Source organism: Rhizobium aouanii, assembly GCF_037002925.1.
In the GTDB taxonomy this organism is placed as follows: Bacteria; Pseudomonadota; Alphaproteobacteria; order Rhizobiales; family Rhizobiaceae; genus Rhizobium; species Rhizobium aouanii.
Genome location: NZ_JBAMYD010000015.1, coordinates 39,752 through 63,634, shown reverse-complemented (window position 1 = coordinate 63,634; position 23,883 = coordinate 39,752). Strand labels below are relative to the sequence as shown.

Here is a 23,883-nt window from a genome sequence, read left to right as displayed (position 1 = left end):
TCGGGACAATGGCTGGACCTTCCGCTCACGACGATCATTCAAATGATCACGCCGCCCATCATGACCACGCGCATGACGATCACGATCACGGGCACAAGCCGAGCTTTGCCAATCGCTGGCTGTTCTCGACCAACCACAAGGACATCGGCACGCTCTACCTGATCTTCGCGATCATTGCCGGCATCATCGGCGGCGCGCTGTCGGTTGCCATGCGCATGGAGCTGCAGGAGCCGGGCATCCAGATCTTCCACGGCCTGGCCTCGATGGTCTATGGCTATGAGGGCGAAGCCGCGGTCGACGGCGCCAAGCAGATGTTCAACATGTTCACGACAGCGCACGCGCTGATCATGATCTTCTTCATGGTCATGCCGGCGATGATCGGCGGTTTCGCCAACTGGATGGTGCCGATCATGATCGGCGCGCCGGATATGGCCTTCCCGCGCCTCAACAACATCTCCTTCTGGCTGATCGTTCCTGCCTTCATTCTCCTGCTGCTGTCGATGTTTGTCGAAGGTCCGGCAGGCGCCTATGGCACGGGCGGCGGCTGGACGATGTATCCGCCGCTGGCGACAAGCGGCACGCCGGGACCGGCGGTCGACCTTGCGATCTTCGCACTCCACATTGCCGGCGCCTCGTCGATCCTCGGTGCGATCAACTTCATCACCACGATCCTCAACATGCGCGCCCCCGGCATGACGCTGCACAAGATGCCGCTGTTTGCCTGGTCCGTGCTGATCACCGCCTTCCTGCTGCTGCTGTCGCTGCCGGTTCTGGCAGGCGGCATCACCATGCTGCTCACCGACCGCAATTTCGGCACGGCGTTCTTCTCTCCGGAAGGCGGCGGCGATCCGATCCTCTACCAGCACCTGTTCTGGTTCTTCGGTCACCCCGAGGTCTACATCCTCATCCTGCCGGGCTTCGGCATGGTCAGCCACATCATCTCGACCTTCTCGAAGAAGCCGATCTTCGGCTATCTCGGCATGGCCTACGCCATGGTCGCGATCGGCGCCGTCGGCTTCGTCGTCTGGGCTCACCACATGTACACGGTCGGCCTGTCGCTCGACGCGCAGCGCTACTTCGTCTTCGCGACGATGGTCATCGCCGTTCCGACGGGCGTGAAGATCTTCTCCTGGATCGCGACGATGTGGGGCGGCTCGATCTCGTTCAGCACGCCGATGCTCTGGGCGATCGGCTTCATCTTCCTGTTCACGGTCGGCGGCGTCACCGGCGTCCAGCTGGCCAATGCCGGTCTCGACCGCTCGCTGCATGACACCTATTACGTCGTAGCCCACTTCCACTACGTTCTGTCGCTCGGCGCCGTCTTTGCGATCTTCGCCGGCTGGTACTACTGGTTCCCGAAGATGACCGGCTACATGTACAACGAGCTGGTCGGCAAGCTGCATTTCTGGGTCATGTTCATCGGCGTCAACCTGGTGTTCTTCCCGCAGCACTTCCTCGGCCTCGCCGGCATGCCGCGTCGCTACATCGATTATCCGGATGCCTTTGCCGGCTGGAACTATGTTTCCTCGATCGGCTCCTACATCTCGGCCTTCGGTGTGCTGATCTTCCTCTATGGCGTTTTCGAAGCCTTCGCCAGGAAGCGTGTCGCCGGCGACAATCCGTGGGGTGAGGGTGCAACGACGCTCGAATGGCAGCTGCCTTCGCCGCCGCCGTATCACCAGTGGGAACAGCTTCCGCGCATCAAGTAATTGCGCTGATATCAGGACGCCGCATTCGATACGGCGTCCTGATCGTAAGACATTCAGGACGGAATGATGACGGTCATCGACAATCACGGGGCGCTTGCAAAGGACGGCGAATTGTCGGAAGCGAGTGCGCGCGATTATTTCGAATTGTTGAAGCCGCGGGTCATGTCGCTCGTGGTCTTCACTGCCTTTGCCGGTCTCGTGCTGGCGCCGGGCCACATTCATCCCGTCCTCGGCCTGATCGCCATTCTCTGTATCGCCGTCGGCGCCGGCGCCTCCGGCGCGCTGAACATGTGGTATGACGCCGATATCGACGCCATCATGAGCCGCACCGCCAACCGTCCGATCCCGGCCGGCCGCATCGCGCCTTCCGAGGCACTCGCCTTCGGCCTGGTACTGTCGGGCTTTTCGGTGGTGATCCTCGGCCTGGCCGTCAACTGGCTCTCGGCCGGCATCCTCGCCTTCACCATCTTCTTCTATGCCGTCGTCTACACCATGTGGCTGAAGCGCTCGACGCCGCAGAACATCGTCATCGGCGGTGCTGCCGGCGCCTTCCCGCCGATGATCGGCTGGGCCTGCGTGACCAACAGCGTGACGATCGAGAGCACCGTTCTCTTCCTCATCATTTTCCTGTGGACGCCGGCGCATTTCTGGGCGCTCGCCCTCTTCAAGATGCGCGATTACGAGGCCGTCGGCGTGCCGATGCTGCCGAACGTTGCCGGCGAACGGGTGACCAAGCATCAGATCGTCGCCTATGCGGTGCTGACCGCCGTCTGCGCGGTATTGCCGTCCTTCCTCGGTTTCGCAAGCCTCGGCTATGGCCTCGTCGCCGCCGCCCTCGGTGCGATCTTCATATACTGTTCCATCGCCGTCTGGCGCATGCCCGACGGCGATCTGAAGATGATCCCGGCGAAGAAGCTTTTCGGCTTCTCGATCTTTTATCTCTTCGCCGTGTTCTCCGCCTTGATGATCGACCGGCTGGCGTCGGTGCTGGTCTCGCATGCGGGAGGTTGGTTCTGATGGAATTGGTAAAGCTCACGGAAAAGCAGCTCAAGTCGCGCCGCAACCGCAACATCGCGCTGGGGCTGGTGCTTGCCGGCCTCGTCGTTCTCTTCTACGTGATGGCAATCGTGAAGATCGGCGGGGGAACGGCCGGATGAGCGATAACCCCGCCGCACCGAAAAAGCCCGGCCGCAACAACGGCGCCGTCGTCCTGATGTGCCTGAGCTTCGTCTTCGGCATGGGCGCGATGAGCTATGCCGCCGTGCCGCTCTACCGCATCTTCTGCCAGGTGACCGGCTATAACGGCACGACGCAGCGCGTCGACCAGGTCTCGAGCGTCGTGCTCGACCGCACGATGCGCGTCACCTTCGACGCCAATGTCGCCTCCGGCCTGCAGTGGGACTTCAAGCCGGTCGAGCGCGAGGTCAATCCGAAGATCGGCGAGACCATCCAGGTCAATTTCACCGCCGAGAATCGTTCGAACGAGACCCAGCGCGGCCAGGCGGTTTTCAACGTCACGCCGGGCGAAGCCGGCGTCTATTTCAACAAGGTGCAATGTTTCTGCTTTACGGAAACGGACCTGAAGCCGGGCGAGAAGCTCGACATGCCGGTCGTGTTCTACATCGATCCTGAAATCGTCAAGGCGGTGGAATCCAAGAATATCCATACGATCACGCTGTCATACACGTTCTACCCGAAAGAGGGTCCGAAGCCGGTGGCTTCGAATGAGGGTGGAGCGGAGAAGATTGAAAAGAAACTTTGATCAAGGCTCGTTTCCGGCTATGCCGGGAGCGGAGTGAAGGAAGACATCCGGGGATAACGACATGGCCGATGCTCACCAGAAGAATCACGACTATCACATCATCGATCCGAGCCCGTGGCCGATTCTCGCCTCGCTCGGCGCCTTCATCATGGCGCTCGGCGGCGTCTCCTACATGCGTTATCTCAATGGCGGCTCCTTCAAGGTCGCCGGCTTCGAGCTTGCCAATCCCTGGGTTTTCTATATCGGCTTCGCGCTGGTGCTCTACGTCATGTATGGCTGGTGGGCCGATACGGTGAAGGAAGCCCATGAGGGCGCCCATACCCGTGTCGTCTCGCTGCACCTGCGCTACGGCATGATCATGTTCATCGCTTCGGAAGTGATGTTCTTCGTCGCCTGGTTCTGGGCCTATTTCGACGCCAGCCTCTATCCGAATGAAGCGATCCAGGCCTCGCGCCTGCTCTATACCGGCGGCACCTGGCCGCCGAAGGGTATCGAGGTTCTCGACCCCTGGCACCTGCCGATCTACAACACCGTCATCCTGCTCCTGTCGGGCACCACGGTCACGTGGGCGCATCATGCGCTGCTGCACAACGACCGCAAGGGTCTGATCCAGGGCCTGACGCTGACCGTGCTGCTCGGCATGTTCTTCTCTGCCGTTCAGGCCTACGAATATGCTCACGCGCCGTTCGCCTTCAAGAGCTCGATCTACGGCGCGACCTTCTTCATGGCGACCGGTTTCCACGGTTTCCACGTCCTCGTCGGCACGATCTTCCTGGCTGTCTGCCTGATCCGTGCGCTGCGCGGCGACTTCACCCCGAAGCAGCATTTCGGCTTCGAGGCGGCCGCCTGGTACTGGCACTTCGTCGACGTCGTCTGGCTGTTCCTGTTCTTCTGCATCTACGTCTGGGGCGGCTGGGGCGCACCCGTCGCAGCCGGCTGACCGGAACGAAACTTGAGAAAAGGCGGGCCTGGTGCCCGCCTTTTTTGTTGGCAGATCTCGCTTTGCTTGGCCTCGTGCGCGGCTGTTCTTTGCGTGAGTGGCTGCCCCTCACCCTAACCCTCTCCCCGTAAAAGACGGGGAGAGGGGACGTGCCATGCGAGAGCGAGGTGGAAACGGAAAGGGTGCTGCATGTCCCTTCGCCCCGTTTACGGGGAGAAGGTGGCGGCAGCCGGATGAGGGGCGGGTGCGGCAATCTCCTGGGCCGAGGTGAGGGGCCCCGTGCCCGCCTTTTCGCCTCAGCGCGCCCCGGCGATCCGTTCGAAGGCCGAAGGTTCGGGAATGCCGAGATCCAACTGATGGCGGATCGCTTCGGCGCATTCGAGCGGTGTCAGCACTGAGGTATCGACCTCCATGTCGTAGATGCCGGGACGATGAACCTCATCCTGCCAGCGCTGCACCGGTTCCGGGACTGGTACGTCCTCCGTGGCGCTGAGATAAAGCGTCTCGCGCCCCTCTTGGACAATGTCGCGCCGCTGCATGATCGTCTCGATCGGACAGCGCACGCCGACGAACAGCACGCGAAACCCCTCCAGCCGGCGGGCGCAATCGCCGAGAATGCCGAGCGGCTGCGAGTAGCTGTCATGATGGCCGAGATCAGCCACGACATTGAGTCCCAATCCGGCATGGATGGCGATCGACTCGTAAAGCGCCGCATAGAGGAATGCCACTAGCTCCTCGAGATCCGGCCGCTCGCCGCCGGGCCTCAGGCCGATGCCCGGCAGGTAGCGCTTCGGTGTCATGGCATTGTAGCTGTCGACGCCGAGGTTGATCCACGGGCCTTCGAATTCATCCTGGATCACGCGCGCAATGCTCGATTTGCCGCTTCTGGGCGCGCCGTTCAAGATTACGATCTGCCCGGCATGGCTATCATTGGTCATCAGTCTTCTTCTTCTGTTTGGCGCGAATCGCTCGGCAGAGACCGCGCAGCTATTTCCATTCGGGATGCGAATACTTTATGGGAGAGTTAAGGCAGCATGGAATTGTCACAAGGAACAGCATGAACGAGGACAGCGCCCATTTTCCCCCTGTCGACCCGGTGAAAACAGGCATCAAGGGCTGCTGCCCGCGCTGCGGCCAGGGCAAACTCTTCGATGGCCTGCTCGGCGTGAAGCCGCGCTGCGCCGCCTGCGGCCTCGACTATTCCTTTGCCGATTCCGGTGACGGCCCCGCCGTCTTCGTCATCCTCATCGTCGGCTTCATCGTCATCGGCATGGTGCTGTGGCTGCAGGTGAATTACGGGCCGCCTATCTGGGTGCATATCCTGCTCTTCGCTCCGTTGACGATTATCCTGTCGCTGCTGACGCTGCGCTGGTTCAAGGGCATCCTGATCGCCATGCAGTACCGCCATAATGCCCGCGAAGGACGCCTGAGTGACTGATATCGACCATGCCGCGCCGCGCCGCCGGCTGCCTGTCTTGACCGGCATCCTGGTGCTGATCGCTCTTGCCATCCTGATTTCGCTCGGCACCTGGCAGGTGGAGCGCCTGTACTGGAAGGAAGGCCTGATCGCCGATATCGCCGCGCGGCAGGCAGCAAGCCCCGTGCCGCTTGCCGACATCGAGGCGATGGCGGCTGCAGGCGGCGATATCGAGTACCGCAAGGTGACCGCCGCCGGCCGCTACATCAATAACAAGGAGCGGCACTTCTTCGCCACCTGGCGCGGCCAGACCGGGTTTTACGTCTATACCCCGCTGGAGCTTGCCGACGGTCGCATTCTCTTCGTCAATCGCGGCTTCGTTCCCTATGACAATAAGGAGCCGGAAATGCGCATGCAGGGCCAGCTGACGGGAGAGCAGACCGTCACCGGCCTGGCCCGCGAAAAGCTCGCCCGCAAGCCTTCCTGGGTGGTGCCCGACAACGACGTCGCCAAGAACATCTTCTACTGGAAGGATCTCGACGTCATGGCCGAGAGCGTCGGGCTGGAGAAAGCGAGCGTCATTCCCTTTTTCGTCGATGCCGATTCCACCCCCAATCCGGCCGGACTGCCGATCGGCGGCGTCACCCAGGTGGATCTGCCGAACGACCATCTGCAATATGCTTTCACCTGGTACGGGCTGGCCGCCGTGCTTGTCGTCGTGGTGGCGATCTCCTGGTTCCGCAAGGGTGCCAAGGCACTTCAGCAATAGTATCACTTCAATTCTCGACCATATTGGGCTAGAGGTCCCTAAATCTCTCAACCCGGAACAGACATGAATATTGCGGCGAAACCTCCTTTGACGATCCGGCTCTGCGGTCCGCGCGGCTTCTGCGCCGGCGTCGACCGCGCCATCCAGATCGTCGTGCTGGCGCTGAAATCCTATGGCGCCCCGGTCTATGTGCGTCACGAGATCGTCCACAATCGCTATGTCGTCGAGGGGCTGGAAGCCAAGGGCGCCGTCTTCGTCGAGGAACTGGACGAGATCCCGGCCGAACATCGCGCCCAGCCGGTCGTCTTCTCCGCCCATGGCGTGCCGAAATCCGTGCCGGAGGATGCGGCAAGCCGCAATCTCTTCTATCTCGACGCCACCTGCCCGCTGGTTTCCAAGGTTCACAAGCAGGCGATGCGCCACAACCGCCTCGGCCGCCATGTCGTCCTCATCGGCCATGCCGGCCATCCCGAGGTGATCGGCACGATGGGTCAGTTGCCGGAGGGTTCGGTCTCGCTGATCGAGACGATCGAGGATGCCGACGCCTACGTCCCTGTTGATCCCGACAATCTCGGCTATGTCACCCAGACGACGCTGTCGGTCGACGATACGGCCGGCGTCATCACCCGCCTGCACGAGCGCTTCCCGAACCTGACGGCGCCGGCGGCGGACTCGATCTGTTATGCGACGACCAACCGCCAGGAAGTGGTGAAGCAGGCAGCCCCCGGCTGCGATCTCTTCATCATCGTCGGCGCGCCGAATTCGTCCAATTCGAAGCGGCTCGTCGAAGTGGCGCTCAGGGCAGGGGCGAAGAAATCGATCCTCGTGCAGCGCGCCGCCGAACTCGACTGGGACGAGATCGGCGCGATTTCGACGCTCGGCCTTTCCGCCGGCGCCTCGGCCCCCGAGGTCATCGTCAACGAGATCATCGAGGCTTTCCGCGCCCGCTTCGACGCCCGCGTCGAATTGGCCGAAACGGTACAGGAAACCGAAAACTTCCTCGTCAACCGCGAACTGCGCAATATCGAGCTGACGGCCGCCGACATGGCCTTCGTCAACGGCTAGGTCGGCCTTTCGGCCTAGGCGTCCACTCCGGCAAATCCAATATCAACAAAGGCATGAAGGCGAGACCTCACTTGGCAGTCTATACCGATATCGCCGAAGACGATCTAAAATGGTTCCTGACGGAATATGACGCGGGCACGCTGCTCTCCTACAAGGGCATCGCCGAAGGCGTCGAAAACTCCAACTTCCTGCTTCACACCTCCAAGGATCCGCTGATCCTGACGCTCTATGAGAAGCGGGTGGAAAAGAGCGACCTGCCTTTCTTCCTCGGCCTGATGCAGCATCTTTCCGCCCGCGGCCTGTCCTGCCCGCTGCCGCTGCCGCGCCGCGACGGCTCGCTGCTCGGCTCGCTGTCCGGCCGTCCGGCGGCGCTGATCTCCTTCCTCGAAGGCATGTGGCTGAGAAAGCCGGAGGCGAAACACTGCCGCGAAGTCGGCAGGGCGCTGGCCGAGATGCATGTGGCCGGAGATGGTTTCGATTTGAAGCGGGCGAATGCGCTGTCGATCGACGGCTGGCGGGGGCTCTGGGAGAAGTCCGAGGCGCGCGCCGGCGAGGTCGAGCCCGGCCTGCAGACCGAGATCCGCAGCGAACTCGATTTCCTCTCCGCCGCCTGGCCGAGTGGCCTGCCGGCCGGCGTCATCCACGCCGACCTCTTCCCCGACAACGTCTTCTTCCTCGGCGACCAGCTCTCCGGCCTGATCGATTTCTATTTCGCCTGCAACGACCTGCTCGCCTATGACGTCTCGATCTGCCTGAATGCCTGGTGCTTCGAAAAGGACGGCGCCTATAACATCACCAAGGGCACGGCGATGCTCGAGGGCTACCAGAGCGTCCGGCCGCTGAGCGATGCCGAAATCGCAGCTTTGCCGGTGCTGTCGCGTGGGTCGGCGCTGCGGTTCTTCCTGACCCGGCTCTATGACTGGCTGACGACGCCTGAGGGCGCCATGGTCACCAAGAAGGACCCGCTCGAATATCTCCGCAAGCTGCGGTTCCACCGCCAGGTCAAATCGCCCGCCGAATATGGATTGAGCCTATGAAACACGTCGATATTTTTACCGACGGCGCATGCTCCGGCAATCCCGGTCCCGGCGGCTGGGGCGCGGTGCTGCGTTATGGCGATGTCGAAAAGGAACTTTGCGGCGGCGAGGCGGACACGACCAACAATCGCATGGAGCTGCTGGCGGCAATCTCGGCGCTGTCAGCGCTGAAAACGCCCTGCGAGGTCGATCTCTATACCGACAGCGCCTATGTCAAGGACGGCATCTCCAAGTGGATTTTCGGCTGGAAGAAAAACGGCTGGAAGACCGCCGACAAGAAGCCGGTGAAGAATGCAGAGCTCTGGCAGGCGCTGGAGGCGGCCCGTGACCGCCACAAGGTGACGCTGCACTGGGTCAAGGGCCATGCCGGCCACCCGGAAAACGAACGCGCCGACGAACTCGCCCGCCGGGGCATGGAGCCGTTCAAGAAGGGCAAGGCGGTTTCGTTTTAAGTGTGCAGCCTCACGCATCCGCCAGAGAAAAGCCCGCTTGCGTGACTTACCCTCCGCCAACCCCACCCTCCGTCATCCTCGGGCTTGACCTGGCTTGACCCGAGGATCCACGCTGGTGTCCATCAGCATCGGGCATAGATCCTCGGCTCAAGGCAGCTCAAGGCCGAGGATGACGGAGATTGGGGTGGCGTTCTCGCCCAATCTCTCCGTCGGCGGACCAGATAGCCGGTGGGGTTCCATCGGGCGGACACTTACCTGACGGCAGCGATGCGACTGCCCTCCAGCACCTCAAGCCGCCCGCTGCTGCGGCGCGGTCGCCGCGCCCTGGATCAGCCGGTGCAGATATTCGAGCTTTGCCACAACAGGCGAAGACAGCACGAAGGGGTAGGAGTCGGGCTGGCCCATGCTGCGCTGGATGGCGTTGATCGCGATGCTGAGCGGCACCCAGGCGCTGACCAGCTGTTCGGCGCTTCTTGCCCTGTAGGGGATGAAATCCACCTCGCCGGCGATTTCCTCGTGACCTCGCGGATCGATGGCGATGCCGAAGGCGCGCGCGGTTTCGAGCGTATCGACGATATGGAGGTAATGCGCGAAGCATTCGGCGAAATCCTCCCAGGGATGCGACGCCGCATAGGCGCTGATGAAATTGTCCTGCCATCCCAAAGGCGCGCCGCCAGCATAATGGGTCTGGAGGGCTGCCATATAATCCTGCCGTTCGTCGCCGAAGACGGCGCGGAAATCGGCAAGGCCGCCCCGATCGCGCACCAGCTTGTTCCAGATAAAATGACCGGCCTCGTGGCGGAAATGGCCAAGCAGGGTGCGATAGGGTTCGTTCATCGAGCTGCGCGCCTGTTCGCGCGTCGCATCGTCGGCCTCTGCCGCGCGGATGGTGATCAGGCCTTCCTCGTGACCGGTCATAGCCGGCACGATAAAGCCGTTGCTCTCGATTGAGTCCTCAAGGAAATCGAAGACCAGGCCGCCTTGCGGATCTTGCGCCCGATCCGGATGCGGCAGCTTCCAGCGCAGCAGCGAATAAAACAGATGACGCTGCGCCTGGCTGATGCGCCGCCAGCGATCGATGCCGTCCTGGGTATCGGTGTTCGGAACCAGCCGGTTATGGCGGCAGGCAACGCAGAATTCGCTCTCGCCATCATCGTCCACCAGCCAGTTGCAGATGTCGAGGCTGGCATTGGCGCAGAAGCGGACGTCGCGATCGGGATTGGAAACGAGCTGCCAGAGCGTCTCGTCGCGCGGTTCCAGTGCATGCATGGCGAGATCGCCGGGCAGGAAGCCGAGGCGATGGTTGCAGCGCACGCATCGTCGGTTGTCGAAGTGGACGACCTGATCGCAATTGTCGCAGGCAAAAAGCTTCATCTTGTCTATCTCTGCAAAGCATGAGGGTGGGGGATTGAAAATGCCTGCCGCGCGCTGGCGCAGCAGGCATGGTGATAAAGGATGAGCGTCTACTGCGCATTCCTTAAATCGGAATCACAGCGCCTTTGCGTGTGTGAAGAGACGCTGTCGCTCAGAGCCGGTCGACGGCGCCCTTGAGCTTGTCCTTGACCTTGCCGGTTGCGACCTGTCCCTTGCCCTTGGCTTCCTGGACGGCGCCCTTGGCCTGCATGTCGCGATCGTCCATGGCCTTGCCGGCGGCCTTTTTGGTCTTGCCGGCAATTTCGTTTGCCTTGCCGGAAATCTTGTCGCTGGTGCTACCCATCTTGTGATGTCTCCTTGGTCGGCACGGGCCTTTTGTCCATGCTTGCCGAAATGAAACGTCACTTGCAGCTATTCGTTCCCGCTGCCGAAAGGCCAGCTAGCGTCAGGCAGGCTCTCAAGCATGGCCGGCTTCGGCCGAAAGCATCGCAGCGGTCACGCCCATGCCGGCGAGCGCCCGCTCGTATTTGTCGTCGAGGCTGCGGTCGAAGATCAATTCCTCATTGGCCGGGCAGGTGAGCCAGCCATTGTTGACGACCTCGCTTTCGAGCTGGCCGGCCGCCCAGGAGGAATAGCCGAGCAGCATCGTCGCCCGCGTCGGCCCGTCGCCCTTGGAGATGGCGCGCACGATATCGAGCGTCGCCGTCAGGCAGATATCGTCGCTGACGGGGATGCTGGAGTCGCTGGAATAATCGTCCGAATGCAGCACGAAGCCGCGGCCGCTTTCCACTGGGCCGCCGGTCTGGATCGGGAATTCGCGCGCCCGCTTCGGCAGCACGATCGAATCTTCCTGCTTGATCATATCGAGATGCAGCAGCACATCGGTGAAGGTGAGGCTCTGCGGACGGTTGATGACGAAGCCCATGGCGCCGGCATCCGAATGCGCGCAGATGTAGATGACAGTGCGCGCAAAATTGCGGTCTTCCATGCCCGGCATGGCGATGAGGAACTGGCCATCGAAGAAGCCACGTTCCCGTCTGTTCTTCAGCGTCAATAAGGACATCGTTCCTCCTGCTGCTAGACCGCACCAAGGCCTCGACAAAAGAAACATGGGCCAATGTCACACATCAATCAACTGAAAATGAAGATTTAAATCGCCGCGACTTCTGGCGGCCAAACATCAGTTTCGGTAAACCTTTGTTCCATGATGATTATTTCCTCAGGCCCGCGCGGGCTTTTAATCGCGGTTGTGTCAGCGGCCGCAGCCCTTGTGCCGTTTTATTCCGCCCATGCGGAAATGAGCGCCTGGGCGGAAAACGAGGGCGGCCGCATGCGCCTCGTGGCGCTCGCGCCCGATGCCGCCGGCAAAATCCGCGCCGCCCTTCAGATCGAGCCGAAACCCGGCTGGATCACCTATTGGAAAGAGCCCGGCAACAGCGGCATTCCGCCGCAAATCACCATCGCGGCGGAAAGCGGCGTCACGCTCGATGCCATCGCCTATCCCGTTCCGAAGCATTTTTTCAACGGCGCGATCGAGGATATCGCCTATGACGCGCCGGTGACGCTGCCGCTGTCGCTGACGGCGGCTGGCAAAGGCCCGGTTACGATCGACGCCGCCGCTTTCATCGGCATCTGCAAGGATATCTGCATTCCCTTCCAGGCGAATTTGCAGCTGAAGCTTGGCCCCGCCATCCAGTCGCATCCGCAGGAGGAAGCGATCCTCCAGGCGGCCGATGCGAGGCTGCCGAAGCCGCCATCGCAGGATTTCGACGTGACGGCGCATGCGATGTCGCCCGATAGGAAGACGCTGTCATTGACACTCGTCTTGCCGGCCGGGGGGCCGAGCGCGGGGAAAGCCGCGCCCGATATCATCGTCACCGGCCCGAGCGGCTATGCCTTCACCAAGCAAATCGGCGGCAAACGTGACGGCGCCACCTTCAAGGTCGATGTCGCTATCGGCAAGCTGCCGAAGGATTACGACATATCAGGCAAGCAATGGAGCGTGCTGGTCATCGACGGAAAAAAGGCGATGGAGACGACGCTTGCCTTCGAATGACCGGTCTTGCCTTTCAATGACCGGCCTTGCCCTTCAATGGCCGGCCTTGCCTTTCAATGATGGGCTCCTATAGTCGCCGCAGATCCCCTGCGGCGCCCGCCGCCGCAAAGCTGGAATCCCCTAAAGCCAGAACCCCCACAGAACCAAGGAGAAGACCATGACCATCGCGATCGGCGACAAGCTTCCTGCCGCCACCTTCAAGGAAAAGACGGCTGACGGCCCGGTCGAAATCACCACCGATGAGCTCTTCGCCGGCAAGCGCGTCGTGCTGTTTGCCGTGCCGGGCGCCTTCACGCCCACCTGCTCGCTGAACCACCTGCCGGGTTATCTCGAAAACCGCGACACCATCCTTGGCAAGGACGTCGACGACATCGCCGTCGTCGCCGTCAACGACTGGCACGTGATGGGCGCCTGGGCGCAATCCTCCGGCGGCATGGGCAAGATCCATTTCCTCGCCGATTGGGATGCCGGCTTCACCAAGGCCGTCGGCCTCGACGCCGACCTCTCCGCCGGCGGCCTCGGCCTCCGCTCCAAGCGCTATTCGATGCTGGTGGAAGACGGCGTGGTCAAAGCCCTCAACGTCGAGGAAAGCCCCGGCCAGGCCACCGTCTCCGGTGCTGCCGCGATGCTGGAACAGCTCTGAGCTCCTCGGAAAAGCCCCTCACCCTAGCCCTCTCCCCGTAAACGGGGCGAGGGGACGTGCCCTGCGAGAGCGAGGTGGGAACGGAGAGGGCGCGGCTATCTCCCTTCTCCCCGCAGGCGGGGAGAAGGTGGCGGCAGCCGGATGAGGGGCAGCCAAGGGCTCGAACGATCACATCCCAAACATTGTAAGAGACATCCTGCCAGATGAGGGGCGGCCATTCGGTCGCCCTTTTCAATTGTCGGCGCAATGCCTAGCTCCGCCCCAATCTCGCCTCAATCGTTATAACATAACAGTAATGTTATTACATTGTAGGATGTGCCATGCCCCCGAGCCCCGACCGCCCCCTCGTCAGCCTGCTGGGACAGTCGGCATTCTCCAGGGTGACCGGCATGGCGCTGGCCATTGCGCTCCTGTGGCTGGCGATCCACTGGGCGGTTGTCTTGCCATGACGCCGCTGATCCGTCTCGAGAATTTGACCGTCGCCTATAACAGGCATCCCGCCGTCCATCATGTCTCCGGCGCCTTCGCCTCGGGCAGCCTGACGGCGATTGCAGGGCCGAACGGGGCGGGCAAGTCGACGCTGCTGAAGGCGATCATGGGTGAGCTTCGCCCTGCCGAAGGCAGGGTTGAGCACCGGCTGGGGCGGGCGGAATTCGGTTATCTCCCGCAGGCGGCCGAGATCGATCGGCGCTTTCCGATCTCGGTCATCGACACCGTCATGCTCGGCGCCTGGAAGAAAACCGGCGCGTTCGGCCGCATTGTGCCCGGCGAGGTGAAGAGGGCAGGCGAGGCGCTGTCGGCCGTCGGGCTCGAAGGCTTCGGCCGGCGCCATGTCGGCTCGCTGTCGGCCGGCCAGTTCCAGCGTGTGCTCTTTGCCCGCCTGCTGCTGCAGGACGCCGGCATCATCCTGCTCGACGAGCCGTTTACGGCAATCGATGCCCGCACGACCAGGGACCTCGTCGATATCGTCACCCGCTGGCACGGCGAGGGCCGCACGGTGATCGCCGTGCTCCACGATTTCGATCTGGTCCGCGCCCATTTCCCGCAAACCCTGCTGCTCGCCCGTGAACTGGTCGGCTGGGGTGCGACCGCAGACGTCATGTCCTCCGTCAATCTCCTGAAGGCCCGCGCCATGGCCGAGCGCTGGGACGAAAATGCGAATGCCTGCGCACCTGAACAGGCGCCGGCGGCATGACGGCGTACGATCTCTTCCTCGCCCCCTTTGCCGATTACGGTTTCATGCGCCGCGCACTCGTCGCCTGCCTCTGCCTCGGGCTCGGCTCCGGCCCGATCGGCGTTTTCCTGATGCTGCGGCGCATGAGCCTGATGGGCGACGCGATGAGCCATGCCGTGCTGCCGGGGGCGGCGATCGGTTATCTCGTCGCCGGCTCGCTGTCGCTGACGGCGATGGGCCTCGGCGGTCTCATCGCCGGCCTGTCGGTGGCGCTGCTGTCCGGCGCCGTCAGCCGGATGACCGTGCTGCAGGAGGATGCGAGCTTTGCCAGCTTCTATCTCGCCTCGCTGGCGCTCGGCGTGCTGATCGTCTCGCTGCGCGGCTCGAATATCGATCTGTTGCATGTGCTCTTCGGCACCATCCTGGCGATCGATGCGCCCGCCCTTTATCTGATCGGCGCGATCACCTCGCTGACCCTCGTCATCCTCGCCTTCATCTACCGGCCGCTAGTGGCCGAATGTTTCGATCCGGGGTTCCTGCGCGCCGTCGGCGGGCGCGGGCCGGTCTATCATGTCCTCTTCCTGCTGCTGGTGGTGCTGAACCTCGTCGCCAGCTTCCAGGCGCTCGGCACGCTGATGGCGGTCGGCCTGATGATGCTGCCGGCAGCCGTCGCCCAGCTCTGGTCCCGCAGTCTGCCTGTGATGATGGCGATAGCAGCCACAAGTGCCGCCGCCTCCGGCTATCTCGGCCTGATCGCCTCCTACCATCTCGAACTCGCCTCCGGCCCGACGATCATCATGACGGCGGCGTTGCTCTACGGTTTTTCTATTCTCTTCGCGCCCTCCGGCCTTGCCCGGCGCTTCTTCCCCCGCCCGCATTTGAAGGGCTGATCCCAAGGAGACTTCGATGACACCGCACAGACTGCTTCTCTCCGCAGCAATCCCCGCTTTGATGGCGCTGTCGGCCATGCCTGCCTCGGCCGAAACGCTGAAGGTTGTGGCCTCCTTCACCGTGCTGGCCGATGTCGTCAGGGAGGTCGGCGGCGAGCACGTCAAGGTGACGAGCCTCGTCGGGCCGAACGGCGATCCCCATGAATTCGAGCCGTCCCCGGCCGATGCGAAGAATTTGAAAGCGGCGCAGGTTACCTTCGTCAGCGGCGAGGGGCTGGAAGGCTGGATGGACCGGCTGATCACCGCCTCGGGCTACAAGGGCAAGCCGGTCACCGTTTCCGAAGGCATCAACACCCGCACCATGGAAGAGGACGGTGAAAAAATCACCGATCCGCATGTCTGGAACAGCCCGGTCAACGTCAAGATCTGGGTCGCCAATATCGAAAAGGCGCTGTCATCGGCCGACCCCACCGACGCCGCCGCCTTCAAGGCCAATGCCGAAAAGTACACCAGGACGCTGGACGAATTGAACGCCTACGCCCATGCGAAATTCGACAAGGTGGCCGACGATCGCCGCAAGGTGCTGACCAGCCATGATGCCTTCGGCTATTTCGGCCGCGAATATAATGTCAGCTTCCTGGCGCCGCTTGGTCTGTCCACGGAAAGCGAGGCATCGGCCGCCGACGTCGCCAAGCTGATCGAGCAGATCAAGGGCGAGCATGTGAAGGCCTATTTCTTCGAGAATTCCAACGATCCGCGCCTCGTCAAGCAGGTCGCCAAGGCAACGGGTGCCGAGCCCGGCGGCGAGCTCTATGTCGAATCGCTTTCCGACGCCAAGGGGCCGGCGCCGACTTATGAGAAGATGTTCAAATACAATGTCGACCAGCTCGCCGCCGCCATGGCGAAGTCGAGCTGAAGTATCGAGGGCTGCAGGCCTGTCCTGCGGCCCTCACAAATTAAGGTCGAAGACCAGGATGCCGGCAAGGCCTCCATCCGTCGACGAGACGATGCGCTCGCCGACCGTCACGTGCTCGGGATGGATGAGATAGGCATCCCGGGCCTCGGCGCTCTCGAAGGTCACGGCAAACCCGTCGACGAAGCCGCCATGCAGCCCTTCGGGCGAAACATTCGGCCCGTATTTGATATCCAATATGCCGGGGATGAGCTGTTTCAGGGCGACGATCGCCGCAAACAGCGACTGCTTGTCTTCGGCCGTCACCGCGGTCTTCAGCCGCAGGAATACACAGTGCAGGATCATCAGTCGTCCTCCCGGTTTTCTTTGGCCGATTTTCTTTGGCCCGATTTTCTTTGGCTGGAGAATAGCGGCGAAAGCCGGGAGAGCAACGAGATTTATTTTCACGCAGGCGTTGCGCCGCAAGCCGGCAGATTACATCTGGTCGGTCTTCACCAGGGGCCGCTTGTAGATCTTCTGGACGAGATCGCTCGCCAGCGCGCGGGCTTGGTCTTTTTCAGCCGCCGTCATCGGCCGGCAGGTGTTCCTGGTGTTTGAACTGTCGAGCACTGTCGTAGTACCGGAATTGGCGATGACGAGATGCCAGCTGCAGGAGGCGACCTTGTCGATGGCAACGGCACCATGGCAACCGGTGGACAGGCAGAAGGCAACGGTCACCTGCGCCCCGTGGTCGCCTTTATAAGCCAGCGTGACGGCTTTCTTGATATCCGTGACCCATCGCTCGCATTGCGCCTGTTTTGCCCCCGGCTGGCAGCTTTTGGTGACCGGAGTGATCTCAGCGGCCTGAAGCGGCGAGACGCAAAAAACACCCATCGAGAGGGCGAACAGAAACTTGAGCATGGGATTTTCCTTGTGCAAGCAATGAGAGACGCACATCGCAGGCCGTTGGTCAATGGCTACTCACAAAAGGGAAGGGTGGCGCGCCAAGCAGATGTTGGCGAACCACCGGGAAAATCCGAAATTGTCTCGATCCGCCGCCGCCGCTATTCCAGGACGACCACGGCTTCGACCTCGAAGAGCATGGGGTCGATGGCAAGCTTGGGGACGGGAATCAGCGTCTGCGCCGGCAATGCTTCGCCGAACATGTTCTTGACGTTGCTGGTCAACACCTCGAGCTTGGACATATCGTGATCGACCACGAAGACCGTCAGCTTGGCGACCTGATCCGGCCGTGCGCCGAGCGCATCGAGGGCGGTGCGCAAGTTCGCATAGGCCTGCTTCACCTGGACGGCGAAATCGGGCGACAAGGCTCCGGTGCTGTCCTGGCCGCCCTGTCCGGAGATGTAGGCCAGCCGGCCTTGGCGCGGCACGATCACCGCCGTGCTGTAGCCATTCGGCGAGGGATCGTAGAGGTTTTTCGGATTGACGATGGTCAGTCTGAGATCGTCCTCATTGGCTGTCGTCGCAGTGGGAACGCTGATGGTCATGATGATGAGTCCTCCGACAATGAGATGGTTGATTGACATGACTTTCTCCCGGGCATCTTGAGGGCTGCGAGCGACTGGTCCGCGTGGCCTGCAGGATGGAATCTTATCGCCACATGACTGACTCGTACGGCGTACGATTAAATTGCATCGTACAGCGTACGAGTCAATCGGTCGGCATCGACATTCCCAGCATTGTCGGCTTAGATCGACCTTCTGATCAGCAAGGAAGACGAATGGCAGCCAAACGCAGCGGTGCGGAGAGCAAAGGGTCTGGGCGGAGGGGTGCGTCACCCCAGTCCGGGCAGGAGCCGCGCAGTGAACCGAGCCTTTCCCTGGAGCGGATCGTGGCGACCGCGGTGGAACTGCTGGACGCCGAGGGCGTCGACGGATTGAAGATGCGCCGGCTGGCCGATCGCCTCGGCTCGGGCGCGATGAGCCTCTATTGGCACGTCGACAACAAGGAAAAGGTCTTCGATCTGGCGCTCGACGCGGTGCTCGAATATCGCGCATCGCCTGGTATCGTTGCGTTTGAAGACTGGCGCGAGGACATCGTTCATCTGCTCGAAGACTGGCGCGCCAGCATGCTGCGCCATCCCTGGTCGGCATCGCTGTTGCCGCGCCGGGCTCTCGGCCCGAACATCCTCGCTCGCCTGGAACTGCTGAGCAAGGCCTTGTCCAAAGCCGGTGTGGCGGACGCGGATTTGAACGCCGCGATCTGGTCGCTCTGGAACTTTGTGATCGGCGCCACCATCACCCGGGCGAACTTCGAGCTCTCGGACGAGGACAGGGCGGCCGCGCAGCAGCGCCTGACGGGTCTGAGCCAGCACTACCCGACGATCGAGCGCTCTCGTCTGCTGCTGGACAATGATTGGGACGGCGCCTTCAGGAAGGGCCTCGACTTCCTGCTTGATGGCCTTGCGCCGCGACGATGAAAATCAGCCATCTGCCGGACGAGACGGTGCCGGATTCTGCGGGCTTGCGGTGGGTGATCGCCGGCACCGTCGCGACACGGTTTCCCGGCTATTTCCGCAGGATTTTCTCCATCGCTTTCCCCTTGGCAAGTTCGTCGATCAATTTGTCCAGATAGCGGATTTCCCGCATCGTCGTTTCCTGGATGTCTTCCACGCGGACACCGCAGATCACGCCGGTAATCAACGATCGGGAGGGATTCATCTGAGGCGCTTGCGCAAAGAAATCCTCGAAGTTGGTCTTCGCAGCCAACTGATCGTCCAGGCTCTGCTGGCTATGCCCCGTCAGCCAACAGATGATTTCATCGACCTCCGTTTTCGTGCGCCCCTTCTTCTCTGCCTTGGCGACATAGTGGGGGTAGACGCTCGCGACGCTGATGGAATAGATGCGATGCTTCGTCATGCCTGCTCCTCGACGTTCCGGATATTTTCCGGCTTGAGATAGCTGACTTCAAGACCTCAACAAGTGGCGGATAATGAGTAGGCTTCCGCGGGCGCGAAGCAGATCAGTGCAAAGGCGGCATCCCTACAGCGGGGCCGGGAGCGGACGGGCAGCTTTTGGCTCGCTCAAAGCGAAAGCAGACGCTCACAGGTGTCTCAGCTTCCCATCAGAAATCGACCTCAGCAACGTCATCCCAGCGGTCACGCGGTTTCCGCATACAATTAGTCCCGCGAGCATACAGGTTTCGGTCTCTATGGTGTCGAGACCGAACGCCGGGAGAAGCTCGTACGTTGTTAATACGGCGAGCAAACCGCTGCAAACAGTTACATTGAGCAGACACGGTGCCGTGAAGGCGACGGGTCTCCGTCTCAGCAACAGGCAATCCCGCAAAATGCCTCCACCCAGACCGGTCGCGAACCCCGACAGTGCCGCGGCAAGCATGAAAAACTGGCTGTCCAACGGTAGCCAGCTGGCTACCTTGATGACGCCGGCTGCCACAAAGACCCCGGTCGAAAAATCATCGGCCATGGCAATTACTCCGACAACCCTCGGCGTGGAGAAGTTGCGAATGACAAGAATGAGTACGGTGGTCAGGGCCGATATGAGCAAATAACTGATGTCGAAAAGCCAGAACGGCGCTTGGCCCAATGCAAAGTCGCGCATCGTGCCGCCACCGTTCGCGGTCAGGAAGCCCGCCGCGAAAATTGCGATAGCGGCATCGGGGGAGATTTTCGCGAACGCGGCGCGCATGATCAACCCCCCGGCAAGCGAAAAAACAACTGTCGCGGCAAGATTCAATACGCTCAACAGGCTGACAGGAAACTGTGCTTGGGCAAATGTAATCGCGGTAAGCACGGCCATGGTCAGGAACAGGATGATTTTCACCATTTTCGAAACTCCAAACGTCGGCCCTGGTCGACGTGGGAGAGAGTGCTGCACTTGACACGCACGGTCCTGAAGCTGGTCTGAAAGAGTCGTGAAAGCGCCTGAAGTGTGCAGGTTGCGTCCGGTGTTTAACTCGTCAAGCGATCGCCCTGCCTTTGCAGCGGCGCCACCGACCGACGTCCTGTATTGACTTTCCGGAACTTGAGCCGATGCTGGCAAGTGGCGGCTTAATTCCCGCCCAACTCTTGCGTTGGATGTAGCATTGGATGGAACGCTACAGACGAGGTTCGATCTCAATGGTGTCGAGCTTGATCTCAACGCCGGGCTGCTCCGTGGGCCAGGGGGCGAGGACATTGCGCTCAGGCCACAGTCGTTGGCAGTGCTGAAACATCTGGTTGAAAATGCGGGCCGCGTGATCGGCAAGGACGAGTTGTTGGACACAGTGTGGCCCGGCATCGCGGTTACCGAAAACAGCCTGTCGCAATGCATCAGTGAAATTAGAAAGGCGATCGGCGACGAAGGGCAGCTCTTGCTCAAAACCGTGTCGCGACGGGGTTATCGCCTCGTGTTGCCGGACCGGGCATCCAACCGTTCGCGCTCAAACAGCGCGGGTGCCACGCTGGCCGAAGCAGCGCCACCGAAGGTACGGATCATGCACACCAGCGCGATCCTTGCCGGCCTGATTATGGTGGCTGTCCTCGCCATCTTTTTCTGGACGCGGGGCCGCGACGTCGGCGTTCCGGACTCATTGTCAATCGCTGTGCTGCCTTTCGCCAATCTCAGTGAAGCGCAGGAACAGGCTTATCTGGCAAACGGCATCACTGAGGATTTGACCACGGAGCTTGCCCGTGTGCCGGGGCTGTTCGTCGTCTCGCGCAATGCCGCTGCCGCCTATCGCGGGAGCGAGCTCGCTCCCGTCCAGATCGCGCGTGAGCTTGGCGTGCGCTATCTACTCGGGGGCTCGGTGCAGCGTGCGGGCGATGCGGTGCGCATCAACACCCAGCTGGTCGATGCTGCAACAGTTGGCCAACTCTGGGCGAAGCGGTTCGACGGTACGTTCGCCGGGGTATTCGATCTCCAAAATGATGTGATAGAGGAAATCGTAGATGCGCTGCAGATAAAGCTCGTGCCAGGCAAGGCGAACCTTGCCGTCTCGGGCGACACCGACAATGCCGAAGCGTTCCAGGCTTACCGCCGCGCAATCGAGGCGCGCCGAGCTAACACTGTGGAGGGAACGGTCGAAGCGCTGGGATATCTGAGACAAGCGCTGGTGCTCGATCCGCAATTCGGAGCAGCTGCTGCGGAGATGGCCTGGCTTTACTGGGACGCCGACGAGCCGCGGCTAAAGGCACTGGGCATAGACTGGGACGAGAGCGTTGTGAGGCGCACGGAAAGCCTTAAACTCGCCTCGCGCAATCCGCCACCGGCCTATTTCCAGCTTAGCGCGGATCTGCTGACCCGCCAACACCGGTCAGACGAGGCGATCTCGCTGCTGCAAAAGGCGATCCCACTCGATCCAAGCGACTCATGGACCTATGAGGGAATGAGCCAGGCGCTGAGCTTTAACGGCCGACCCGGTGAAGGCAGCGGCTTTCTCGCCACCGCCTTCCGCGTCGATCCCGGTTGGACGGAGTGGCGGCGCTATCTGACCGGATTGATTGCCTTCGGCGAAGGCCGTTACGAGGACGTCATCGCTGCGACCGAGCAGATGGACATTTCTTCACCAGACCCGTGGTCGAAATTTTACGCGATGCATCTTCTCGTCGCGGCCTATGCACACTTGGATCGGCTCACGGAGATGGCAGCCGCGCAGGCGAAACTTAAGGCGGTAGTTCGATATGCCGGCGAGAGCGAGCCGAATTTGATGATTGCCCAGCAATACTTCGTCTATAAAAACGAGGCCGACATAATCCGGCTGCTCGACGGCCTGCGCAAGGCGGGCGTGCCCGAGGCGCCGGCCAACAGCTGGGACCCAGCCGATCGCCTAAATGGCGCCAGTGTCAAAAAGCTGATCTCCGGGCATCGGCTCAACGGTCGCAAACTGCCGCCCAACATGGCGCCTTATCGGCTGTCGGCCGACGCGGACGGTAAGGTCACCAAGACAGTCGGTCCTGACACATTTGAAGGTCATATTTGGATACAGGGCGACAGCCTGTGCTCCGCATATCCTCAGCTGTTGGCCTCGTGTGGCTATGTCTTCCGCAATCCCGGCGGCACTACGACAGATCAGAACGAGTACCGCTATGATACCCGTTTCAACGACTATGAGTTCTCCGTGGAACCCTGAGCCGCGTCTGACTCACATTGGCCAGGAGAGATTTAACTTCATCTCTCGCATGCCTTCCGTTGCATATGGTCCGCAACGTTTCAGCGCTTCGGCGAAGTCGATCGCCAGCACACGAGCCGTCTCGCTCTCCGGCACATAGTCGGCGATCTGAACCAGATCGACGTGGCCTTCGCGCGTAAATCGCACTTCAAGGGCGACATCGAGCTTGAAGCCGCGCATCGCCGTAGGCGTCGCCCAGCAATTGGCGGCGCGTTCGGCGATGTAGCGGTTCAGATCGACTTCCGCAACCGCTGCGGGGACTAAGTTCGTGGTTAGGACAAGACCGGCTAGAATGCGTCTCATGATCATGCTCCCTTCGTTTCAATAAGCTTGGGGTGTGGTTGCGATCTGCTCTGAATAGCGAGCAGGAGGATCGCCGCGAGCACGATCAGCGCGCCAAGCGTGACGGTGGCCGACAGTCGCTCGCCGAGAAGCAGAGCCGCGCCGGCGGCGCCGAAGACACTTTCCGCACTGACGATCACGGCGGCGTGGCTGGCGGTGGTGAAGCGTTGCGCGACGGTTTGGATGCCGAAAGCCGCCGCGGTCGAAAATACGCCAAGAATGACGAGTTCTGGCGCAGCCGCGACTACAGCTGCACCAGTTATGCCACCATTAGTCAGGCCGACCGGCAACATCAGCAGCGCCGCCAGCATGAACTGTGCGCTGGCAGCCATCGCCGCGTCGCCATGCGCCTGCATGTGTCGGCCGAGCTCGACCATCCACAGCGCGTAGCAAGCGGCCGATAGCAGGGCGACTAGATCACCACGGCTCGCGGTGTCGAGTTCTCCGGCGATTAGCAAGATACCGAACAATGTGACCGCTGCAGCAAGGACGACAATCGATGCCGGCCTTTCACCGAGCAGCAGCCATGCCGCCAGTGGCGTCATCACGGTCGCCGTGTTGACCAGAAAGCTGGCATTGGTAACGGAGGTTTCGAGATAGGCATATTGCTGCAGCGCGATGGAGATCGAAAACAGCGTGCTGACGCGCGCAAGGCTCGCCCAATCTGCGGCCGGTCGCGATGTCCTGCCCGACAGGGCAAAGGGCGCGACCAGCAACGCGGCGATCAGGCAGCGCAGTCCAACCGCGCTGAACGGGTCGAGATGCTCGAGCACCGTCTTTTGCGCGACATTGCCAAACCCCCAAAAGGCGGCTGCCAGCAACAGCATGAGATTGGCGCTGAGCCTAGTCATGATCAGCCGATCCTCGTCTCGAGCGGTATGCCGCCGGTGTACGGGTCGATTCGGCTGTGTTTGAAGCGTCGCGCCGCCAGGCCCGACGAAGTGCCTTCCGCCCTCGGCGCCACGGCCGATACAATTGCATTCGGCCCGCCGTCCCAGTCGAGCCGGACTGCTACACCTCTGAATTCGGTGAAACCGAGCATCTATGTCTCCCGCCAAGTGAAAATCCGACGTGATGGAAAAGACGCGAGACCGCCCGGCAAGTCATGAAAGGGGTCTGAAGGAGTTTTGAAAATTGCTGAACGCAAGTGAGACGGCATCCGTATCCGATGTTATGCACGTGCTCCATTCAGCCCAATCTCAAGGTCTCGTGGCAGCTCGAACGCGATGCCG

General features: G+C 61.6%; 30 protein-coding genes. 18 read left to right on the top strand and 12 right to left on the bottom strand.

What is annotated here, in order from left to right; genetic code table 11:
* The first annotated feature begins 8 nt into the window (after positions 1-8).
* From ctaD to V8P77_RS24605, 5 genes are all read left to right on the top strand, one after another.
* Positions 9-1,709 carry a cytochrome c oxidase subunit I gene (ctaD, locus tag V8P77_RS24625; protein WP_335914600.1) on the top strand — a complete coding sequence of 567 codons (1,701 nt, stop codon included), beginning with the start codon at positions 9-11 and terminating at the stop codon, positions 1,707-1,709.
* A gap of 66 nt (positions 1,710-1,775) precedes the next feature.
* Positions 1,776-2,726, top strand: coding sequence for a heme o synthase (locus tag V8P77_RS24620; protein WP_027666679.1), 951 nt, complete (start codon positions 1,776-1,778; stop codon positions 2,724-2,726).
* Positions 2,726-2,866: a cytochrome c oxidase system small membrane protein gene (locus V8P77_RS24615; protein ID WP_020048779.1), complete on the top strand. Its 141-nt coding sequence runs from the start codon at positions 2,726-2,728 to the stop codon at positions 2,864-2,866. The genes V8P77_RS24620 and V8P77_RS24615 overlap by 1 nt, the downstream gene beginning before the upstream one ends.
* Positions 2,863-3,471, top strand: coding sequence for a cytochrome c oxidase assembly protein (locus V8P77_RS24610; protein WP_335914599.1), 609 nt, complete (start codon positions 2,863-2,865; stop codon positions 3,469-3,471). Before V8P77_RS24615 ends, V8P77_RS24610 begins: the two co-directional genes overlap by 4 nt.
* 61 nt (positions 3,472-3,532) lie before the next feature.
* The gene (locus tag V8P77_RS24605; RefSeq protein ID WP_003545992.1) at positions 3,533-4,411 is read left to right on the top strand and encodes a cytochrome c oxidase subunit 3; all 879 of its coding nucleotides are present in this window, start codon (positions 3,533-3,535) and stop codon (positions 4,409-4,411) included.
* A gap of 296 nt (positions 4,412-4,707) precedes the next feature.
* Here the strand turns inward: V8P77_RS24605 and V8P77_RS24600 are convergent, their stop codons facing one another.
* Positions 4,708-5,349, bottom strand: coding sequence for a chloramphenicol phosphotransferase CPT family protein (locus tag V8P77_RS24600; RefSeq protein ID WP_335914598.1), 642 nt, complete (start codon positions 5,347-5,349; stop codon positions 4,708-4,710).
* 119 nt (positions 5,350-5,468) lie between these two features.
* On the opposite strand from V8P77_RS24600, the gene V8P77_RS24595 reads away from it, so the two are divergent.
* The 5 genes from V8P77_RS24595 to rnhA all read left to right on the top strand — a co-directional run bounded on the left by V8P77_RS24595 (position 5,469) and on the right by rnhA (position 9,151).
* On the top strand, positions 5,469-5,849 hold the full coding sequence (locus tag V8P77_RS24595; RefSeq protein WP_003545995.1) for a DUF983 domain-containing protein: 381 nt from the start codon (positions 5,469-5,471) through the stop codon (positions 5,847-5,849).
* Positions 5,842-6,597, top strand: a complete 756-nt coding sequence (locus V8P77_RS24590) for an SURF1 family protein (RefSeq protein WP_335914597.1) — start codon at positions 5,842-5,844, stop codon at positions 6,595-6,597. The genes V8P77_RS24595 and V8P77_RS24590 overlap by 8 nt, the downstream gene beginning before the upstream one ends.
* Positions 6,598-6,660: 63 nt before the next feature.
* The gene (ispH, locus tag V8P77_RS24585; RefSeq protein WP_011650764.1) at positions 6,661-7,662 is read left to right on the top strand and encodes a 4-hydroxy-3-methylbut-2-enyl diphosphate reductase; all 1,002 of its coding nucleotides are present in this window, start codon (positions 6,661-6,663) and stop codon (positions 7,660-7,662) included.
* Positions 7,663-7,733: 71 nt separating this feature from the next.
* Positions 7,734-8,699: a homoserine kinase gene (locus V8P77_RS24580; RefSeq protein WP_335914596.1), complete on the top strand. Its 966-nt coding sequence runs from the start codon at positions 7,734-7,736 to the stop codon at positions 8,697-8,699.
* Positions 8,696-9,151 (top strand): ribonuclease HI, encoded by a 456-nt coding sequence (gene rnhA / locus V8P77_RS24575; protein WP_017959271.1) that lies wholly within the window; start codon positions 8,696-8,698, stop codon positions 9,149-9,151. The genes V8P77_RS24580 and rnhA overlap by 4 nt, the downstream gene beginning before the upstream one ends.
* Before the next feature lie 288 nt (positions 9,152-9,439).
* On the opposite strand, the gene V8P77_RS24570 is transcribed toward rnhA, so the two are convergent.
* The 3 genes from V8P77_RS24570 to V8P77_RS24560 all read right to left on the bottom strand — a co-directional run bounded on the left by V8P77_RS24570 (position 9,440) and on the right by V8P77_RS24560 (position 11,588).
* Positions 9,440-10,525: a zinc-binding metallopeptidase family protein gene (locus V8P77_RS24570; RefSeq protein WP_017959272.1), complete on the bottom strand. Its 1,086-nt coding sequence runs from the start codon at positions 10,523-10,525 to the stop codon at positions 9,440-9,442.
* A 151-nt stretch (positions 10,526-10,676) separates the two neighbouring features.
* Positions 10,677-10,868 carry a CsbD family protein gene (locus tag V8P77_RS24565; protein WP_335914595.1) on the bottom strand — a complete coding sequence of 64 codons (192 nt, stop codon included), beginning with the start codon at positions 10,866-10,868 and terminating at the stop codon, positions 10,677-10,679.
* A 114-nt stretch (positions 10,869-10,982) separates the two neighbouring features.
* On the bottom strand, positions 10,983-11,588 hold the full coding sequence (locus V8P77_RS24560) for a YqgE/AlgH family protein (RefSeq protein ID WP_003546002.1): 606 nt from the start codon (positions 11,586-11,588) through the stop codon (positions 10,983-10,985).
* 141 nt (positions 11,589-11,729) lie between these two features.
* Here V8P77_RS24560 and V8P77_RS24555 point away from each other — a divergent pair, with 141 nt between their 5' ends.
* The 6 genes from V8P77_RS24555 (at position 11,730) to V8P77_RS24530 (ending at position 16,204) form a co-directional block, all read left to right on the top strand.
* Positions 11,730-12,581: a protein-disulfide reductase DsbD domain-containing protein gene (locus V8P77_RS24555; RefSeq protein WP_335914594.1), complete on the top strand. Its 852-nt coding sequence runs from the start codon at positions 11,730-11,732 to the stop codon at positions 12,579-12,581.
* Between the two features lie 157 nt (positions 12,582-12,738).
* The gene (locus V8P77_RS24550; protein WP_335914593.1) at positions 12,739-13,224 is read left to right on the top strand and encodes a peroxiredoxin; all 486 of its coding nucleotides are present in this window, start codon (positions 12,739-12,741) and stop codon (positions 13,222-13,224) included.
* Between the two features lie 320 nt (positions 13,225-13,544).
* Entirely contained in the window at positions 13,545-13,673 is a 129-nt protein-coding gene (locus tag V8P77_RS24545) for a hypothetical protein (protein WP_260692929.1), read from the top strand.
* Positions 13,670-14,419 carry a metal ABC transporter ATP-binding protein gene (locus V8P77_RS24540; protein WP_335914592.1) on the top strand — a complete coding sequence of 250 codons (750 nt, stop codon included), beginning with the start codon at positions 13,670-13,672 and terminating at the stop codon, positions 14,417-14,419. Before V8P77_RS24545 ends, V8P77_RS24540 begins: the two co-directional genes overlap by 4 nt.
* Positions 14,416-15,288 (top strand): metal ABC transporter permease, encoded by an 873-nt coding sequence (locus V8P77_RS24535; protein WP_335914591.1) that lies wholly within the window; start codon positions 14,416-14,418, stop codon positions 15,286-15,288. The genes V8P77_RS24540 and V8P77_RS24535 overlap by 4 nt, the downstream gene beginning before the upstream one ends.
* A 16-nt stretch (positions 15,289-15,304) precedes the next feature.
* Positions 15,305-16,204, top strand: a complete 900-nt coding sequence (locus V8P77_RS24530) for a metal ABC transporter substrate-binding protein (RefSeq protein WP_335914590.1) — start codon at positions 15,305-15,307, stop codon at positions 16,202-16,204.
* 33 nt (positions 16,205-16,237) lie between these two features.
* Here V8P77_RS24530 and V8P77_RS24525 read toward each other — a convergent pair whose 3' ends face one another.
* From V8P77_RS24525 to V8P77_RS24515, 3 genes are all read right to left on the bottom strand, one after another.
* The gene (locus V8P77_RS24525; RefSeq protein WP_017959279.1) at positions 16,238-16,546 is read right to left on the bottom strand and encodes a Dabb family protein; all 309 of its coding nucleotides are present in this window, start codon (positions 16,544-16,546) and stop codon (positions 16,238-16,240) included.
* Positions 16,547-16,675: 129 nt separating this feature from the next.
* Entirely contained in the window at positions 16,676-17,101 is a 426-nt protein-coding gene (locus V8P77_RS24520; RefSeq protein ID WP_335914589.1) for a hypothetical protein, read from the bottom strand.
* Positions 17,102-17,244: 143 nt separating this feature from the next.
* On the bottom strand, positions 17,245-17,727 hold the full coding sequence (locus tag V8P77_RS24515) for a RidA family protein (RefSeq protein WP_335914588.1): 483 nt from the start codon (positions 17,725-17,727) through the stop codon (positions 17,245-17,247).
* Positions 17,728-17,921: 194 nt separating this feature from the next.
* On the opposite strand from V8P77_RS24515, the gene V8P77_RS24510 reads away from it, so the two are divergent.
* The gene (locus V8P77_RS24510) at positions 17,922-18,620 is read left to right on the top strand and encodes a TetR/AcrR family transcriptional regulator (protein WP_335914587.1); all 699 of its coding nucleotides are present in this window, start codon (positions 17,922-17,924) and stop codon (positions 18,618-18,620) included.
* Between the two features lie 88 nt (positions 18,621-18,708).
* On the opposite strand, the gene V8P77_RS24505 is transcribed toward V8P77_RS24510, so the two are convergent.
* Complete coding sequence (locus tag V8P77_RS24505; protein ID WP_222288561.1) at positions 18,709-19,059, bottom strand: DUF2200 domain-containing protein; 351 nt, start codon at positions 19,057-19,059, stop codon at positions 18,709-18,711.
* Between the two features lie 183 nt (positions 19,060-19,242).
* Entirely contained in the window at positions 19,243-19,986 is a 744-nt protein-coding gene (locus V8P77_RS24500; protein ID WP_335914586.1) for a TRIC cation channel family protein, read from the bottom strand.
* A gap of 259 nt (positions 19,987-20,245) precedes the next feature.
* Here V8P77_RS24500 and V8P77_RS24495 point away from each other — a divergent pair, with 259 nt between their 5' ends.
* Positions 20,246-22,270, top strand: coding sequence for a winged helix-turn-helix domain-containing protein (locus V8P77_RS24495; protein WP_335914585.1), 2,025 nt, complete (start codon positions 20,246-20,248; stop codon positions 22,268-22,270).
* A 12-nt stretch (positions 22,271-22,282) separates the two neighbouring features.
* Here V8P77_RS24495 and V8P77_RS24490 read toward each other — a convergent pair whose 3' ends face one another.
* Genes V8P77_RS24490 through V8P77_RS24480 form a run of 3 tightly spaced genes read right to left on the bottom strand, consistent with a single transcriptional unit; the run spans position 22,283 to position 23,693 of the window.
* Complete coding sequence (locus tag V8P77_RS24490) at positions 22,283-22,612, bottom strand: hypothetical protein (RefSeq protein ID WP_335914584.1); 330 nt, start codon at positions 22,610-22,612, stop codon at positions 22,283-22,285.
* 2 nt (positions 22,613-22,614) lie between these two features.
* Positions 22,615-23,478, bottom strand: a complete 864-nt coding sequence (locus V8P77_RS24485) for a DMT family transporter (RefSeq protein ID WP_335914583.1) — start codon at positions 23,476-23,478, stop codon at positions 22,615-22,617.
* Positions 23,479-23,504: 26 nt separating this feature from the next.
* Entirely contained in the window at positions 23,505-23,693 is a 189-nt protein-coding gene (locus V8P77_RS24480) for a hypothetical protein (protein ID WP_335914582.1), read from the bottom strand.
* Between the last annotated feature and the right edge of the window lie 190 nt (positions 23,694-23,883).

What these genes read in the sequence shown, in the direction of transcription:
- V8P77_RS24620 (WP_027666679.1), top strand. Translation starts at nt 1,776, where the DNA reads ATGACGGTCATCGACAATCACGGGGCGCTTGCAAAGGACGGCGAATTG.
- V8P77_RS24570 (WP_017959272.1), bottom strand. Translation starts at nt 10,525, where the DNA reads ATGAAGCTTTTTGCCTGCGACAATTGCGATCAGGTCGTCCACTTCGAC.
- V8P77_RS24610 (WP_335914599.1), top strand. Translation starts at nt 2,863, where the DNA reads ATGAGCGATAACCCCGCCGCACCGAAAAAGCCCGGCCGCAACAACGGC.
- V8P77_RS24485 (WP_335914583.1), bottom strand. Translation starts at nt 23,478, where the DNA reads ATGCTGTTGCTGGCAGCCGCCTTTTGGGGGTTTGGCAATGTCGCGCAA.
- V8P77_RS24565 (WP_335914595.1), bottom strand. Translation starts at nt 10,868, where the DNA reads ATGGGTAGCACCAGCGACAAGATTTCCGGCAAGGCAAACGAAATTGCC.
- V8P77_RS24490 (WP_335914584.1), bottom strand. Translation starts at nt 22,612, where the DNA reads ATGAGACGCATTCTAGCCGGTCTTGTCCTAACCACGAACTTAGTCCCC.
- V8P77_RS24505 (WP_222288561.1), bottom strand. Translation starts at nt 19,059, where the DNA reads ATGACGAAGCATCGCATCTATTCCATCAGCGTCGCGAGCGTCTACCCC.
- V8P77_RS24525 (WP_017959279.1), bottom strand. Translation starts at nt 16,546, where the DNA reads ATGATCCTGCACTGTGTATTCCTGCGGCTGAAGACCGCGGTGACGGCC.
- V8P77_RS24500 (WP_335914586.1), bottom strand. Translation starts at nt 19,986, where the DNA reads ATGGTGAAAATCATCCTGTTCCTGACCATGGCCGTGCTTACCGCGATT.
- rnhA (WP_017959271.1), top strand. Translation starts at nt 8,696, where the DNA reads ATGAAACACGTCGATATTTTTACCGACGGCGCATGCTCCGGCAATCCC.
- V8P77_RS24550 (WP_335914593.1), top strand. Translation starts at nt 12,739, where the DNA reads ATGACCATCGCGATCGGCGACAAGCTTCCTGCCGCCACCTTCAAGGAA.
- ispH (WP_011650764.1), top strand. Translation starts at nt 6,661, where the DNA reads ATGAATATTGCGGCGAAACCTCCTTTGACGATCCGGCTCTGCGGTCCG.
- V8P77_RS24615 (WP_020048779.1), top strand. Translation starts at nt 2,726, where the DNA reads ATGGAATTGGTAAAGCTCACGGAAAAGCAGCTCAAGTCGCGCCGCAAC.
- V8P77_RS24530 (WP_335914590.1), top strand. Translation starts at nt 15,305, where the DNA reads ATGACACCGCACAGACTGCTTCTCTCCGCAGCAATCCCCGCTTTGATG.
- V8P77_RS24520 (WP_335914589.1), bottom strand. Translation starts at nt 17,101, where the DNA reads ATGCTCAAGTTTCTGTTCGCCCTCTCGATGGGTGTTTTTTGCGTCTCG.
- V8P77_RS24545 (WP_260692929.1), top strand. Translation starts at nt 13,545, where the DNA reads ATGCCCCCGAGCCCCGACCGCCCCCTCGTCAGCCTGCTGGGACAGTCG.
- V8P77_RS24540 (WP_335914592.1), top strand. Translation starts at nt 13,670, where the DNA reads ATGACGCCGCTGATCCGTCTCGAGAATTTGACCGTCGCCTATAACAGG.
- V8P77_RS24595 (WP_003545995.1), top strand. Translation starts at nt 5,469, where the DNA reads ATGAACGAGGACAGCGCCCATTTTCCCCCTGTCGACCCGGTGAAAACA.
- V8P77_RS24555 (WP_335914594.1), top strand. Translation starts at nt 11,730, where the DNA reads ATGATGATTATTTCCTCAGGCCCGCGCGGGCTTTTAATCGCGGTTGTG.
- V8P77_RS24605 (WP_003545992.1), top strand. Translation starts at nt 3,533, where the DNA reads ATGGCCGATGCTCACCAGAAGAATCACGACTATCACATCATCGATCCG.
- V8P77_RS24510 (WP_335914587.1), top strand. Translation starts at nt 17,922, where the DNA reads ATGGCAGCCAAACGCAGCGGTGCGGAGAGCAAAGGGTCTGGGCGGAGG.
- ctaD (WP_335914600.1), top strand. Translation starts at nt 9, where the DNA reads ATGGCTGGACCTTCCGCTCACGACGATCATTCAAATGATCACGCCGCC.
- V8P77_RS24515 (WP_335914588.1), bottom strand. Translation starts at nt 17,727, where the DNA reads ATGTCAATCAACCATCTCATTGTCGGAGGACTCATCATCATGACCATC.
- V8P77_RS24600 (WP_335914598.1), bottom strand. Translation starts at nt 5,349, where the DNA reads ATGACCAATGATAGCCATGCCGGGCAGATCGTAATCTTGAACGGCGCG.
- V8P77_RS24560 (WP_003546002.1), bottom strand. Translation starts at nt 11,588, where the DNA reads ATGTCCTTATTGACGCTGAAGAACAGACGGGAACGTGGCTTCTTCGAT.
- V8P77_RS24535 (WP_335914591.1), top strand. Translation starts at nt 14,416, where the DNA reads ATGACGGCGTACGATCTCTTCCTCGCCCCCTTTGCCGATTACGGTTTC.
- V8P77_RS24480 (WP_335914582.1), bottom strand. Translation starts at nt 23,693, where the DNA reads ATGCTCGGTTTCACCGAATTCAGAGGTGTAGCAGTCCGGCTCGACTGG.